The organism is Pseudoalteromonas distincta, assembly GCF_000814675.1.
Classification (GTDB): Bacteria; Pseudomonadota; Gammaproteobacteria; order Enterobacterales; family Alteromonadaceae; genus Pseudoalteromonas; species Pseudoalteromonas distincta.
The window spans coordinates 26,765-41,669 of sequence record NZ_JWIG01000013.1; the positions used below are offsets into that span (position 1 = coordinate 26,765).

Annotated in this window: 12 protein-coding genes; 10 read left to right on the top strand and 2 right to left on the bottom strand. The window is 38.5% G+C overall.

The genetic code is table 11. From position 1 onward, the window contains the following. Positions 1-462 precede the first annotated feature (462 nt). Together QT16_RS09220 and QT16_RS09225 are read left to right on the top strand one after the other, a co-directional pair. Positions 463-870 carry a hypothetical protein gene (locus QT16_RS09220; protein WP_039488153.1) on the top strand — a complete coding sequence of 136 codons (408 nt, stop codon included), beginning with the start codon at positions 463-465 and terminating at the stop codon, positions 868-870. A gap of 293 nt (positions 871-1,163) precedes the next feature. Next, on the top strand, positions 1,164-2,414 hold the full coding sequence (locus tag QT16_RS09225) for a cation:proton antiporter (RefSeq protein ID WP_039488155.1): 1,251 nt from the start codon (positions 1,164-1,166) through the stop codon (positions 2,412-2,414). 74 nt (positions 2,415-2,488) lie between these two features. On the opposite strand, the gene QT16_RS09230 is transcribed toward QT16_RS09225, so the two are convergent. Then, the gene (locus QT16_RS09230; RefSeq protein ID WP_039488156.1) at positions 2,489-3,037 is read right to left on the bottom strand and encodes a hypothetical protein; all 549 of its coding nucleotides are present in this window, start codon (positions 3,035-3,037) and stop codon (positions 2,489-2,491) included. Positions 3,038-3,414: 377 nt separating this feature from the next. Here QT16_RS09230 and QT16_RS09235 point away from each other — a divergent pair, with 377 nt between their 5' ends. The 3 genes from QT16_RS09235 (at position 3,415) to QT16_RS09245 (ending at position 6,863) form a co-directional block, all read left to right on the top strand. Beyond that, entirely contained in the window at positions 3,415-3,822 is a 408-nt protein-coding gene (locus QT16_RS09235; RefSeq protein ID WP_002963253.1) for a hypothetical protein, read from the top strand. A gap of 558 nt (positions 3,823-4,380) precedes the next feature. Further along, positions 4,381-5,679 (top strand): porin family protein, encoded by a 1,299-nt coding sequence (locus QT16_RS09240; RefSeq protein ID WP_010553489.1) that lies wholly within the window; start codon positions 4,381-4,383, stop codon positions 5,677-5,679. Positions 5,680-5,936: 257 nt separating this feature from the next. Then, positions 5,937-6,863 (top strand): LysR substrate-binding domain-containing protein, encoded by a 927-nt coding sequence (locus tag QT16_RS09245; RefSeq protein WP_039488158.1) that lies wholly within the window; start codon positions 5,937-5,939, stop codon positions 6,861-6,863. 116 nt (positions 6,864-6,979) lie between these two features. Here QT16_RS09245 and QT16_RS09250 read toward each other — a convergent pair whose 3' ends face one another. Further along, complete coding sequence (locus QT16_RS09250; RefSeq protein ID WP_200886966.1) at positions 6,980-8,665, bottom strand: BCCT family transporter; 1,686 nt, start codon at positions 8,663-8,665, stop codon at positions 6,980-6,982. A 372-nt stretch (positions 8,666-9,037) separates the two neighbouring features. Between QT16_RS09250 and QT16_RS09255 the strand changes: the two genes are divergently transcribed. The 5 genes from QT16_RS09255 (at position 9,038) to QT16_RS09275 (ending at position 14,837) form a co-directional block, all read left to right on the top strand. Then, entirely contained in the window at positions 9,038-10,228 is a 1,191-nt protein-coding gene (locus tag QT16_RS09255) for an aromatic ring-hydroxylating oxygenase subunit alpha (RefSeq protein WP_010553492.1), read from the top strand. After that, the gene (locus QT16_RS09260) at positions 10,228-11,652 is read left to right on the top strand and encodes an aldehyde dehydrogenase family protein (protein WP_039488159.1); all 1,425 of its coding nucleotides are present in this window, start codon (positions 10,228-10,230) and stop codon (positions 11,650-11,652) included. The genes QT16_RS09255 and QT16_RS09260 overlap by 1 nt, the downstream gene beginning before the upstream one ends. Positions 11,653-11,751: 99 nt before the next feature. Continuing rightward, positions 11,752-13,164, top strand: a complete 1,413-nt coding sequence (locus QT16_RS09265) for an FAD-dependent oxidoreductase (protein WP_039488161.1) — start codon at positions 11,752-11,754, stop codon at positions 13,162-13,164. 3 nt (positions 13,165-13,167) lie between these two features. Continuing rightward, positions 13,168-14,490: an NAD(P)/FAD-dependent oxidoreductase gene (locus tag QT16_RS09270; protein ID WP_039488163.1), complete on the top strand. Its 1,323-nt coding sequence runs from the start codon at positions 13,168-13,170 to the stop codon at positions 14,488-14,490. Next, a complete protein-coding gene (locus tag QT16_RS09275; protein ID WP_010553496.1) occupies positions 14,487-14,837 on the top strand; it encodes a EutQ-related cupin domain-containing protein in 351 nt (116 codons plus the stop codon). Before QT16_RS09270 ends, QT16_RS09275 begins: the two co-directional genes overlap by 4 nt. The last annotated feature ends 68 nt before the right edge of the window (positions 14,838-14,905 follow it).

A 14,905-nucleotide genomic window follows, 5' to 3' on the forward strand; every position in this document is an offset into this window, starting at 1 on the left:
TTCACTGCTTTTAGGTATTTTTTGCCTTTTCGATAATGAGCTGTTCATGCATTGGTTTTTGGAACTCATGCTCGAACTCATAATATAGATGCTAGAACACTGCAACTTCCTGTAATAAATATAGCTTTTTAGGTCTATAAGTTGAATTACAATCGTACCTAGTATTTCTAGAAACTATACATAAAAGTGCTTAATATTGTAAGATAATTCCAATAATGAGATTCTTTTATAATAATGAAATCATTAATAAAAGTTACTTTAACGCACTAAATAAGGTGTTGGTTTGTTTGCTGATTGTATAAATACCAATTACCGCAAATTAGTAATTTGGCATTAGACTAAAGTCTATAGGTTAGATTTATTCACTTATTAGGTTTGTTTTAATCGTTTGTCGGTTTTGTGTTAATTCTCTAAAGTTTAGTTGTCGGCAACAAGTACGACTTAACTAACAGGATTACGACCATGAAACTTACTCTTATCAAAACTATCGCTCTTAGCTCACTACTTACATGTTCAGCTGCTGCAATGGCTGAGCAAAGTGATTACAAATTAATGGTTATTGAAGCTGCAACAGCACCACAGCCACTTGAGCAATCATTTAATAGCTGTGCACTGAATGTTAAGTCAAAAAATTATGCTCAAGCCGAAGCAATTTGTACTAAAGCAATCGCGCTTTTAAAAGACGCAGATGGCCCTAAATTTAAAGTACGCCAACTTACATCGTTTGCATTAAGCAACCGTGGTGTTGCACGTTTAAAAGCGAACAACGACACTGCTGGCCTTGCTGATTTATACGAAGCAAACCAAATGTCTACAAGTACAATGGTATCGCACAACTTAACTCGCGCTAAAGAAGAGCTTTCTTTATAAACACTTTATAAACGCTTTTATAAAGTGCTTACCAAAAGCATATTATAAAATAGCGAGAGTAAAAAAGCCCATGTTAGGTTAATTCCTAACATGGGCTTTTTTGTTTTATTTAACGCGTGAGTTAATACTTTAAATACGTTAATTGAGTAGGGTGTGTATTTATAATTAATATTTTGGGTATGCTTGTTTAGGCTACGCGAATATAATGCGAGATAACCGTATAAAAAATAATAACCCTTCTGCTTTGCTTATTTTGAGCAAGGCATCATTAAATAAATATTGAGATTTAAACCATGGCACCAGGAACCAGCCTAAGCGTACTTGAAATAAGTGCGATATTTTTATCAATTACCGCGTTACTCACCTATGTAAACCATCGCTTTATTGGCTTGCCAACAACCATTGGCGTTATGGTTATTTCGATGCTTTTATCTATCGGCGCTATATTTTTGGGCTTTTTAGGGTTTGATGATCTTATAGATTACGAAGTGAGCTTGCTCGATCAGTTAGATTTTACTGAAGTTTTGCTCGATGGCATGCTCTCTATGCTGCTGTTTGCTGGGGCGCTGCATGTAAATGTTAGCGATTTAAGGCGCTATAAATTGCCAATAGGTATTTTGGCCTGTGTTGGTACGTTGTTATCTACGGTTATTATTGCTGCTGCGCTTTATTTAGTACTTCCTTTGCTTGGTTTTGATTTAGCGTTTATTTGGTGTTTATTGTTTGGCGCATTAATTTCGCCAACTGATCCTATTGCGGTAATGGGAATTTTACAATCTGCGGGGGCGCCTAAAAGTATTGAAACCGTGATTGCGGGTGAATCGTTGTTTAACGATGGTATTGGCGTGGTTATTTTTGTGCTTTTATTGGGTGTTTTATCAAGTGGTGATATTCCTACAACCTATTATGTAGCGCACACGCTGGCGGTAGAAGCCGGTGGCGGTATTGTTTTTGGTTTGGTATTAGGTGGTATTTTATATTACTTACTTAAAAGTATTGATAGTTACCAAGAAGAAGTACTCCTTACTTTAGCGGGCGTTATTGGTGGTTATGCACTGGCTAGCCATTGGCATTTGTCGGGCCCTCTTGCAATGGTAATGATGGGGTTAATGGTGGGCAATCATGGTCGTAGTATGGCTATGAGCGACAAAACACGGCATTACGTTGATTTATTTTGGGAGCTGATTGACGAAATTTTAAATGCCATTTTATTTGTACTCATAGGGCTTGAGGTCGTCATGATTGCATTTTCGAGTAATTTGTTTATTGCTGGTGGTTTAACAATTTTAATAGCGTTACTCGCACGTTTAATTGTTGTGGGTATAACAACCACTACATTTAATAAGCAATTAGAGTTGCCATCTGGTGCGTGGAAAGTTTTAACCTGGGGTGGCTTGCGTGGTGGTATTTCGGTTGCATTGGTATTGCAACTACCTGATGGGAACGAGCGCGATATTTTATTGGCTCTCACTTATGCGGTTGTGGTGTTTTCTATTTTAATTCAGGGTTTGAGTATTGGTAAAGTAGCCAAAACTATCCGTTAAATATAATTTATTATAAAGCGTGTGAAATAGCTGTATCTCACACGCTTTTTATTTTTCTTATAAAAAATGGGTAATTAAAACGTAAAACTGAGCTGCACACCGCTGTAAATATGTTCTTGTGCTTCCCAGTAGTCGCCATCTATTTGGCGTGCTCGGGTAAATACTTCTATTTTAAATGGCTTAAAGTGATAACCCGCACCTATACCTGCGTAGCCGTCTATGTCGTTGTTCGATTTTTCTATTTGGTAGGTGTTGTCGCCCCTATCGTTTTTAAAGGCGAGTTCGAATAGATCTAAGCCAAGCTCGGCGTATATAAAAAAGTCATTAAAATAACCAAGCTTCATGCCATTGTCCCACGTTATAAATTCTTCTTGCTCGCCTTGTTTATTATCGATTACTGCCGCGCCAATTGCGCTTGTAAAAACAACACCAAAGTTACTGTAATTTTGCTTAACCATCATTTCTACACCTGCAGATGTAATGCTGCTATCGCCATTAAATTCTGATTTTATAAACATACCGGTGTTAGGCATGTCATTACCGAGCAAAAGCCTTGCGTTAGCATTTTGGCTAAATGATAAAAGCGTGCTTAATAAAACAAAAAGAGGAAGTATGTGTTTCAAAAAAGTTAACCCATTAATGATGAAAAGTTACCAGAGCTGTAATTATAAATACATGACTTAGTATTGCATGTAATTAAATGTATAAATTTGTTTGATTGTTATTCAGCTACGCCAAAGTAAGGTGTTTAAAATAAAACCAACTAAAAAAAGCATAAATAATTATATACATTTTAAAACGTAAAGTAGCGATTTTAGGCACGATTGTTGGTTCGTAAGTTATTTAAATATATAGAAAAAGTTTAAACGTATTAGACTAAGGTCTATAGGTTAATTTTCTTCACTTATTAGGTTTGTTTTAATCGTTTGTCGGGGTTGTGTTAATTCTCTAAAGTTCAGTTGTCGGCAACAAGTACGACTTAACTTACAGGAAATTAATCATGAAATTTACACTTATCAAAACTATCGCTCTTAGCTCACTATTAACATGTTCAGCTGCTGCAATGGCTGATCAAAGTGATTACAAATTAATGGTTATTGAAACTGCAACAGCGCCACAGCCACTTGAGCAATCATTTAATAGCTGCGCACTAAATGTTAAGTCAAAAAATTACGCTGAGGCTGAAGCAATTTGTACTAAAGCAATCGCACTTTTAAAAGACGCAGATGGCCCTAAATTTAAAGTACGCCAACTTACGTCATTCGCATTAAGCAACCGTGGTGTTGCACGTTTAAAAGCGCATAACGATACAGCTGCACTTGCTGATTTATACGAAGCATCAAAATTGTCTAACAGCTCAATGGTATCGCACAACTTAACTCGCGCTAAAGAAGAGTTATCGTTATAAAAAACCTTTATAACGCGTTTTATAAAGTACTTACTAAAGCATGATATAAAATAGCGAGAGTAAAAAAGCCGATGTTGGGTTAAACCCCAACATCGGCTTTTTCGTGTTTATAGCATTGATAAAATGCATTACATACATCATCACAATATAAAAGTAACACTCCTCATATAACGCCCAGCATCCCTTGTGTTTTAAATCTGTGCACTTATAGCCTCGCTTAGAATTAATTGATGATTAATTCTCATGGTGACCTATCAAAAAAGTAGTTTGTTTGTTGCTGAAATGTTAAGCAGAATTTGAGAGCTAATTTTAATAAATAATAAATGTGGTTAATAATTATTAGCCATATTTAATATACCGAAAAACATCTGTTTTTATTAGCATTATTGCTTTTACGCGGTTGGTTTTAACGTGTGATTAGGCTTACTTTTTAATGGAATTATTGTTTTTTTTGTAATTGTATTATTGCCTGTTTACGTGAATACAAAGCTAAAAGTAATAAAAAAACGAGTAATGCTACACATAATAAAACATCAACACGGCACACAAGGACACACAATGAGAGCTTTTAAACTATCGGCTTTAGCCGTTGCTATGGGGGTTGTTACCTGTAGTGCTAATGCAAGCGATGATCTAGACACAGTTAAACAGCAATTAAGCGAATTACAGCAACAGGTTGAAAATTTACAGCTTAAGCTTGCAAACGCCAATAAAAATGAAATAAATGCCATAAAACGCAATACTGAAAAACTATCAAATAGTGGCGAAGCGCAAGATGTTGTAGCTGAGCAAAAAGCAGGAGGAATAAAAGTAGGTGGGGCTGTTCGTACTAACTACAGTTATACGTCGTACGAGGATGGCAGTAAAAACAGAGGTGGGGATTTTGATTTTGATATTTTTAGGATAAATTTTACAGGCGATGTAGGTGGTGTAAAACTAAATGCCGAGATCCGTTTTTTTGATTATATGACCGCAGTTAAATATGCTTATGCAGCATATGATTTTGCTGACATTTGGCAAGTACAAGCCGGTATTACAAAGGTACCATTTGGTAATTGGCCTTATAATTCGCACAGCTATTTTTTTAGTACTAATTACTACATTGGGCTCGAGGATGACCACGATTTAGGGGTGATATTTAAACGTAAAATAGCAGATAATTGGCAGCTTGATTTAGGCTTTTTTAAAAATGATGAGCTAGGTGGCATAGATGGCTATGTTGATAACCGTAGTGATCGTTATTCATATGATGTTGTGGGTTTTAGGGGCGCACAGGAGGGGACATACGCAGAGCTTGATAATCCACTTGCTGAATATAATACATTTTCCGCGCGTTATGGCTATCATATTGAACACGATAAAGGGAAGACTGAGGTTGGCTTTTCTGCTTTAAGTGGTGGATTACATGATGGTGTAGACAGAGCGGGTGATTATTATGCGTGGGCAGTGCATGTGAATAGTAATTTAGGGCCGTGGAATTTACAGTTTCAACATGGCGAATACAATTACGATATAGAAAACGCAAACACCATGGCTGTAGGTGCGTACTCGTTTTATGACAGTATTGCTGCTGAGGCCACTACAACCAATGCAAATATTGCTTACAACTTACCTGTAAAATGGGGGCCTGTAACCGCTTTGCAGTTTTATAATGATTACGGAGTAATTTACGATAAATCTGATAGCAGTGCAGATACTTGGATGAACGTAACAGGGTTTTCAGTTGCTGCCGGTGGATTGTTCACCTATTTTGACTTAGTACACGCTAAAAACCAGCCGTTTGTTGGTGGCTCAATTGCTGGTGACAGCGATGAAACTGAGCGCCGTTTTAATATTAATATTGGTTATTATTTTTAAAAAAGAAGAGCATAAGCTTTGCTTGAAATAAGTTTATGCTCTTATATTACTTTTTATAATCGGTTACAGTGAATTAGTCTATTTGAGATGATAGGTTGCTGGCAATCGACTTGGTAGAAAAACTCAAGCGAACAATGAGTTGACCACAACAATTACCTGCAAATTACTCACCTTAATTTATACCTTATAAACGTGTATGTATTCTCAAATTGGTTGGTCAGTCTTTTCTATTGAGTAGAGACAAAGTAGGAAGCTATATGAAAATTAATCCGTTACCGCCGTTAAATAGTTTAGTGGCATTTGAAGCGTCTGCACGACATTCAAGCTTCACTATTGCTGCAAAAGAGTTAAATGTGACGCAAGGGGCAATTAGCCGTCAAATTCGACAATTAGAAGAGTACTTAGGTAAGGCTATTTTTATTAGAGCAAGCCGAAGTATTCATTTAACACCAACGGGGCTTCAATATTATCAGGCAATCAGCCGCTCTTTAGTTGATATTTCAGATATAACTGGGCAAGTTAAAAAATGGCAAGGTGATAAAAAAATAACTGTAGCAACAACAAATGCCATGGCTTCGTTATGGTTGTTACCTAAAGTCGCCGAGTTTCAAAATTTACACGATGATATTGATTTGCGTATTTTAGCCTCCGATAACGAGGTCGATTTAAACCGCTTGGAGTGTGATCTCGCTTTATTTTACTGCAGAACCCAACCTGCCAATATGAATATAACAACGTTGTTTTGCGAAGAAGTTTTTCCGGTGTGTAGCCCTTCTTATTTAGAAAAAATAGGCAGTCCAACTAAACCGGAAGATATTTTTACTAAAACAATTTTACACCTAGATGAAACACAAATGGGCTGGGTTAACTGGGAAGAGTGGTTTGCGGGTGTTGGACTTGAGCAACTTGAGCCAAGAAACCGTATAAACATTAATAACTACCCAATGCTTTTACAAGCTTCAATTAACGGTCAAGGCATTGCATTAGCGTGGGGGTCACTAGTTGATGAATACTTACAAAGTGGAGTATTGATCCGGCCAACAGAACATGTACTTACTACAGGTTCTAAGTTTTCTATGATAGAACCTAATAATCGTGGTCGTATGCCAACAAGCGTTAAGCACTTTAGAGAATGGTTGTTACAGCAAATTCCAGATGAGGTAGGTGAACGAGGACTCGTTTAATTACCCTCGGTTTTGAGGTTAGAATTTGGCGTGTAGATTCTGATATTTAATAGTATGAATGCGCTGCCTAAGGAGCAAACCTAAGAGCAGCGCGTATTTAGTGCTTATTTAGTAGCTTAGTTGATTGTATTAGTATGCTTTATTGGTTCGTCGAGTTGATCTTTACCTGGGCGAACATGTTGTGGAAGCATTGCCCAAGGTTTTGGCTCGCGTCGAATACTATAAAATAGCGTTACACCCATCATTAAAATAAAAATCGAGATAGGAAAACCAATAATAATGGAGGCAAATTTAATTGCTTGTAATCCGCCTGCATAAATTAATACCCATGAAATCACCGCAATTGCAACTCCCCATAAGACACGTATAGATTTAGGTGGTTCAGTATCGCCTGCGGCATCAAGTATGCACAGGACTAACGTTCCTGAATCTGCAGAGGTGATAAAGTAAGTTGCGAGCAATATACACGCTAGAATACTGAGTATCGTCCCTAATAAACCTTCATCTAAGTTATTAAATAATGTAAACAGTGCGCGCGTGCTGTCTTCTTTTGTGGCCTCAAGGACTGTTCCACCTATAAATGCATCTTGCTTAATTACTTGCTCTGAATTGCTTACTTGAGCTGCAACGTTATTTTTTTCAAAGGCGTTTCGCTCGTCTTGCTCTATTTTTAATGCACTGCCACCAAACACAGATAACCAAATAAATGCAATGGCTGTCGGTGCTATCAGTGCACCGCCTATAAGTTCACGAATTGTGCGACCTTTAGATATACGGGCAATAAACATGCCTACAAAAGGCGCCCAGGTCATCCACCATGGCCAGTAAAAGCTAGTCCACGAACTTTGCCAATTGGTGTCTTTTTGTGTGTCGGTCCATAATCCCATTTGCACAATATTTTGAAGGTAGTTACCAGTGCTTTCGAAAAAAATATTAAAGATGTATCGAGTAGGTCCAATTGCTAAAACAATTAATACTAATAATAGAGAAAGCAGCATATTCCATTGAGATAATAAACGAATACCTCGGCCAACCCCTGAAAGCACTGATCCAACAGCGATGGTACATAAAGTAACAATTAAAATAGTTTGTGTTGTTAGGCTTATATCAATACCAAAAGTTTGTTGTAATCCGGAGTTTATTTGTATAACACCGAGGCTTAAAGTTTGGGCTATACCAAAGGCAGTTACAGCAACGGTAATGATATCGGCAATATGACCAATTGGGCCGTAAATACGTTCCCCTACGATAGGATATAAAATAGATCTAAAAGTGAATGGTAGGCCTTTACGATAAGAAAAATAAGAGAGGGCTAGTGCGACAATAACAAAAAGTGACCATGGATGAAGACCCCAGTGATAAAAAGTTAGCTGCATCGACATTGAGGCTGATTCGTCGGTCAACCCTTCGGTAAATGGATTATCTGCGTAATGCCACATAGGCTCTGCTACTGACCAAAAAACTAAACCTATTCCCATCCCGCCTGAAAACAACATTGAAATCCAAGCCCAAAAGCTAAATTCGGGCTTGTCGTTGTCGTTTTCGCTTAATCTAATATGGCCATAACGGCTAACCATAAGATAAATCAAAAAGGCGACCACGAGCGAAACTAAGCCAATAGAAAACCACTTCATATTATAAAGTAAGAAAGTAGCGAGAGTTTCAAAGTAGTGACCTGCTTTATTAGCGAGTATCACAATAAATAAAATAAAGGCGATTAAAATTACTTTGGAAGCAATGGTAACCGTGGGGTTGAGTCCTTTAAAAATTCCGGACTTAGCTCTTATTGTGGAGTGTGTCATGTGTTGTCCTGTGTGTGTGTATTTTTTATTGCTTTTTGTTAAACAGTGTTTCAAAACTAGAAAAATTACTTCCTCATTACAAATTATAAATTCTCATCAATCCATGAGCTTTAGTTATGCCTGTAATTTAGTGCTATTACTCTAAAGCTTTGTCGAAAGTTAAGTTTAATAATTATGCATGATAAAAACTCATCGATAGGTGGCGCAAAAATCGTTTGTTTAGTGCACTGTTGTTAATCAAAATCAAGTCAGTTGATAACAAAATGTAGTTATGGCCTGAGAGTTTAATTTAAATAAAAACGCTTAATTTGTTTTTCTTAAATTAAAAGTTAGGACTTATCTTTCATCACACACACCGTTTGGAGAAATAGCATGAGCAATGTAAAACAAAAAATAATCCCTATTCAGCAGATTGATCGTGTACTTAATCCTATTCATGAGGCTACAGGGATGCCTAATGAGGCTTATACCAATCCAGAGTATTTTAAATTTGAACGCGATCAGGTTTTTGGCAGCACATGGGTCTGTGTTGGCTTCGCTTCTGATTTGACAAAAAATGGTTACGTAAAGCCAATTAACTTTATGGATTTACCACTTTTACTAATGAAAAACCGTCAAGGCGATGTGCAGGTTTTTCATAATGTATGTAGTCACCGAGGCATGAAGCTGATTCATGAAGAGGGAGAAGTACAAGGCATGATCCGCTGCCCTTACCATTCTTGGACATACGATCTGGACGGTAACTTAAAGGGGACTCCTCATATTGGTGGTATTGCAAAGCATAAAGACGAGCGCTTTAAGTGTGAAAATCATGGGTTAAAAGCACTGCGCTCAGCCATTTGGATGGATATGGTTTTTGTTAACTTGTCGGGCGATGCTGCAAGTTTCGAAGAGCATATTGCACCGCTTGAAAAACGTTGGGAACAATTTATTGGTAATGACGGTTTAGATTTATTACGTCGCGTAAATATGAGCGGACACATTGAAATAGAAGTAAATAGTAACTGGAAACTAACAATAGAAAACTTTTGTGAAGCCTACCACTTACCTTGGATACACCCCGCTTTAAATAGTTACTCTAAGTTAGAAGATCATTATAACATTATGTTTAATGAACATTTCTCCGGTCAAGGTAGCTTAGCGTATAACCTTTCTGATACCGCCGGTACACACTTACCTAAATTCCCTAACTGGCCTGAGGACAAGTTACGTCAAGCCGAATATATTGCGCTATTTCCTAATGTTTTAATTGGCATTCAAGCCGACCATGCATTTGCGATGATGATTGACCCGGTAAATACCGATAAAACAGTTGAGCGATTACGCATTTTTTATGTGGGTGACGAGGCAATGAAAGATGAATATGCGGCATGTAGAACGTCGACCGTTGAGTCTTGGCGCGTGGTATTTAGCGAAGACATTATTGCGGTTGAAGGCATGCAGCAAGGACGTTACTCTCCTGGATTTGGTGGTGGTGCTTTTTCTCCGGAAATGGACAAGCCAACTCACTTTTTTCAAACATGGTTAGCAAAACAAGTTAAATCGGCGACGGAGCAAGAGTGATGGCACATTACCTTAATTATATAGGCGGTCAATGGCTTAATGCTGATACCCATATAGATGTAATTAATCCTGCATCTGGGCAGTTATACGCAACAATTGCCAGTGCGACGATTAACGATGCCGATAAAGCGATGGCAGCGGCTAGACAATGCGTTAATAGCGGCGAGTTAAACGATATACGCCCTGCGATGCGCGCACACTGGATGCTCAATGCGGCGCAAGCAATACGAGATATTGCTGATGAAGGGGCGCTCGAGCTATGTCGCGAAAATGGTAAATCTTTGCAAGATGCTAAAGACGAATTTTTAGAATCGGCTCGCTATTTTGAATACTACGCAGGTATGGCGGATAAACTCGAAGGTACCTCTATTCCGCTTGGTAAAGACTACATTGATTTTACTCAATATGTGCCTATGGGTGTATCGGTTCAAATAGTGCCTTGGAATTTTCCAGTGTCTATTTGTGCACGCTCTTTAGCCCCGGCGCTTGCTGCAGGTAATGCCGTAGTTATTAAATCCCCTGAAATATCACCTGTAGGCATGGTGTATTTAATTAGGGCACTTGAAAACTGTGGTTTTCCTAAGGGATCAATAAACTTACTTTGCGGAAAAGGCTCAGTTATAGGTAACCATTTAGTTGAACACGCTGAAGTAAATCAAATTGTTTTTACGGGTTCAGTGCCTACAGGGCAGCATATTCTTAAAGCGTCTGCTGCGAGAGCAACACCTTCAGTAATGGAATTAGGCGGTAAATCTGCCGCTATTGTTTTACATGATGCTGACTTACAAAACGTTGTATGCAGTGTACGCAGCGGGATATTTTTTAATGCTGGACAAGTTTGCTCTGCTATGTCGCGTTTATTAGTACATAAAAGCCGTTATACAGAAGTGAAAGACGCAGTGGTAAAAATGGCTGAAAGCTTATTGATTGGCTCTGGCGAAGAGCAAGCTGATTTAACGCCTGTTGTCTCAAAAGCGCAGCAAATCAGTGTTATGGCAATGATCGAGCAAGCTAAAAAAGAAGGCGCAAAAATCATCACCGGTGGCTATATACCTGATATGCCTGGCTACTTTGTAGCACCAACCATAATTGAAGCAACGCCAGAAATGACAATAGCGCAAGAAGAAGTATTTGGCCCTGTACTTGTTGTTATGCCGTTTGATACAGACACTGAAGCTGTTGCTATTGCTAATGGAACCGACTTTGGTTTAGTTGCGGGTGTGTTTGGTGAGGGCTTAAACCATGTATTTAATGTTGCTCAGCAACTTAGAGGTGGCCAAGTGTTTGTTAATGAATGGTTTGCCGGTGGTATTGAAACCCCTTTTGGTGGTGTGGGCTTGTCTGGCTTTGGGCGAGAAAAAGGCCAAGAAGCAATTTATAGCTATGTTCAAACCCGCAATATTGCGATTCGTTTGCATCATTAAAACAATATTTCGGCTTGTTACTCGCATTCACTTCTTATTTTTTTATTCAATAAAGTGAATGCAACAGGTGTTTTAAATAAAGTCAGTAGGATGAGAGATATGAAAAAATGGCTCTGTATTATTTGTGGTCTTATTTACGATGAGGCTCAAGGCTGGCCAGCTGATGGCATTTTACCAGGCACTCGTTGGGAAGATGTACCAGAAGATTGGGTCTGCCCAGATTGTTTAGTAGGTAAAGCTGATTTTGAAATGATGGAGATCACACAAGACGACGTTCAAGTAGCGAGTCATGTGGAGCTAATCGAGCAGGCTCAACCTATTGCAGCACAAGACCTAAAATCAGATATTACTTTAAAACCGATTGTTATTATTGGCAGTGGGCATAGTGGTTATCAAGTAGCGGCAGCACTTCGTAAGCAATCTTCAACGGTCCCTATTACTGTTATTACTGCTGATAACGGCGCGCTTTATAGTAAACCGGCACTATCTAATTCATTTGCATTAGGTAAAAGTTGTGACGATTTACAAAATGAAAGTGCGTTAGAGTGGGAGCAAAGGCTTAATATTCGTGTCTACCCTCATACTCGAGTAGAAAAGATTGATAGGAATAAGCAGACCCTAAATACTAATATTGGCAGCTATGAATATAGCAAGTTAGTACTAGCCACTGGTGCTTCTGCTATTAAAATCCCGATTGCTGGCGATTGTAGTAATGTATTAAGTATTAATGATTTAACAGACTATCGCTGTTTTAAAAATGAGCTTACAGGAAAAAAACGCATCGCTATTCTAGGTGATGGTTTAATTGGCTGTGAATTTGCCAACGATTTGAGTGCAAGTGGTTATGACGTGAGTGTAATTGGTTTAGGTAAATGGCCAATTGAGCGCTTAATTCCACAAATATTAGGAGAGCGTTTAAAGAAATCATTGACCGATATTGGGGTTTCTTGGTTTTTAGAAGACAGTATTTCTCATATTGACGCTGAGCCTGATGGAAGTTCTCAATTACATTTACAAAGTGGAAAAGTAATTGAAGCTGATTTAGTTATATCGGCCGTTGGCTTAAAAGCAAATACAGCATTAGCAGAGCAAGCTGGCCTTGAAGTTGGCCGAGGTATAAAGGTTAACGACTATGGTCAAACAAGTGATGAAACTATTTTTTCATTGGGTGATTGCGCCGAAACAAGTCAAGGCTGGCAGCCATTTATAGCGCCAATTAATCAGCTTGTGCCTTCATTGGTTTCTTGTTTATTAGGCGACTTGACCAAAGCTATTTTTACATGTTCACCAGTGATAGTGAAAACTCCAATCATGCCTTTATCTATTTATCCTGCGGCAGTAGGGGCACTTGGTGAGTGGCAAATAGAGCAGATTGAAGATGGTTTAACTGCTCGGTTTTATTCTGTTGATGGTTTATTACTAGGTTTTGCCCTTTTGGGTAAACAAGCTCAGATAAATAGAAGCCACTTACTTGAGCAGCTTAATACAAAACAGCTTACTGTAGCGGAGTAATAAATGATTCATTTACCAAACGATGATGCTACATGTGGTTGGTATCATGCAATAACTAAAACACCAGAAAAACCTAGACTAACAGGTGAACAAACTGCCGATTACGTTGTACTAGGTGGCGGGTTCGCTGGACTTGCAATGGCTAGGCGACTAGCTTTGCATGCGCCTAATGCACGTATTATATTGATTGATGCGCAGCGTATTGGGCAAGGAGCATCGGGTCGAAACTCAGGCTTTGTAATTGATCTACCGCATAAATTTTCATTAGAGCATCCAGATCCTGCGCATAAGCAAAAGCTACTTAAGCTTAATCGCTCAGCGATTGATCAGCTTTCGAGTTTAGTGTCGAAATATAAGATTGATTGCCAATGGTCTGCAGCTGGTAAATATCAAGGTGCAGTCGGTGAGCGTGGTGAAGCTTACTTAGATCATTTTGAACACTTAATGAAAGATTTAGGTGAGCCTTACCAACATATAAATGGAGATGATCTTTCTAAAGTATTGGGTACAAACTATTACAGTCGCGCTATTTATACACCTGGTGGTTATTTAGTTCAGCCTGCGGCTTTAGCATGCGGGTTAGGAGATAACCTTCCTGATAATGTTGAGGTATTAGAAAACTCGCCAATAAATAACTTATCTAAAGAGCATGGGAAGTGGCTACTGCACTCTAAGCATGGTGTAGTTAAAACACCTAAGTTACTGCTTGGTACTAGTATATTTACGCGAGAGTTTGGCTTTTTAAAAAATCGATTATTACCTGTCATGACTTTTGCTAGTTGGACCAGGCCTTTAAACGATGATGAAATGAAAGCGTATACAGGGTTGTTAGATTGGGGCTTAACACCCGCAGATCATGCTGGCACAACGATAAGAATGACAGCAGATCGCCGCATATTAATTCGTAATACTTACAAGCATGTCGATAAATACGGTGCTAGTTCCACTGTAAATGAAAATGTGCGTAAACAGATTCAGGATGATCACCGTAAAGTGTTTTTAGCACGTTATCCTCAGTTAATTGACGTTCCTTTTACCCATTCGTGGGGAGGTACTTATGCAATTTCTCGTAATTTTACCAACTTTTTTGGCGAATTAGATGATGGCGTATATGCCAGTGCATGTGATAACGGTGTAGGCATTGCGTGGGGGACAGTATCAGGAACATTATTAGCAGATTTAGTGATGGGCGAACAATCAGAATCCCTCGACGATATTCAACACGTTACAGGTATGCCCAGCCTTAATCCTCCAGAGCCGTTTTTAGGTATTGGTGTTAAAAGCCGAATTAGTTTAGCTAAATGGTTAAGCCGGAGCGAAATATGAAACAAGTTAAATTAGTAGACAGCAAAAATCTAGATTTTAATGTTAGAGGGGAGACCCTTGGTATGGCTTATGTTGCACGTGCTTTAAGCACAGAAATATCACCTCACATTGGAGTGGGTTTTGCTAAGTGGGAAGGGGCGAAAGTTGCTTGGACCGTTTTATACGATGAAGTTATTTTTGTAATTGAAGGGTGCTTTGAGCTAACTGCAAATGGAGAAACGCATTTGGTTCATCCGGGTCAAATGTTATGGATACCTGAGAATACAGAATTGGTATACGGCGGGCATGCGTTATTTGGCTATGTGGTACACCCAGGTAATTGGAAAGAAATACATGGAATAGTTTAATTTTTAAATCTACACATAGTTCCTGAGCCCTTAGTGCAACCAAACTAAGGGCTTTTTTAGTATATTAG

What these genes read in the sequence shown, in the direction of transcription:
- QT16_RS09225 (WP_039488155.1), top strand. Translation starts at nt 1,164, where the DNA reads ATGGCACCAGGAACCAGCCTAAGCGTACTTGAAATAAGTGCGATATTT.
- QT16_RS09255 (WP_010553492.1), top strand. Translation starts at nt 9,038, where the DNA reads ATGAGCAATGTAAAACAAAAAATAATCCCTATTCAGCAGATTGATCGT.
- QT16_RS09250 (WP_200886966.1), bottom strand. Translation starts at nt 8,665, where the DNA reads ATGACACACTCCACAATAAGAGCTAAGTCCGGAATTTTTAAAGGACTC.
- QT16_RS09265 (WP_039488161.1), top strand. Translation starts at nt 11,752, where the DNA reads ATGAAAAAATGGCTCTGTATTATTTGTGGTCTTATTTACGATGAGGCT.
- QT16_RS09270 (WP_039488163.1), top strand. Translation starts at nt 13,168, where the DNA reads ATGATTCATTTACCAAACGATGATGCTACATGTGGTTGGTATCATGCA.
- QT16_RS09275 (WP_010553496.1), top strand. Translation starts at nt 14,487, where the DNA reads ATGAAACAAGTTAAATTAGTAGACAGCAAAAATCTAGATTTTAATGTT.
- QT16_RS09235 (WP_002963253.1), top strand. Translation starts at nt 3,415, where the DNA reads ATGAAATTTACACTTATCAAAACTATCGCTCTTAGCTCACTATTAACA.
- QT16_RS09260 (WP_039488159.1), top strand. Translation starts at nt 10,228, where the DNA reads ATGGCACATTACCTTAATTATATAGGCGGTCAATGGCTTAATGCTGAT.
- QT16_RS09220 (WP_039488153.1), top strand. Translation starts at nt 463, where the DNA reads ATGAAACTTACTCTTATCAAAACTATCGCTCTTAGCTCACTACTTACA.
- QT16_RS09245 (WP_039488158.1), top strand. Translation starts at nt 5,937, where the DNA reads ATGAAAATTAATCCGTTACCGCCGTTAAATAGTTTAGTGGCATTTGAA.
- QT16_RS09240 (WP_010553489.1), top strand. Translation starts at nt 4,381, where the DNA reads ATGAGAGCTTTTAAACTATCGGCTTTAGCCGTTGCTATGGGGGTTGTT.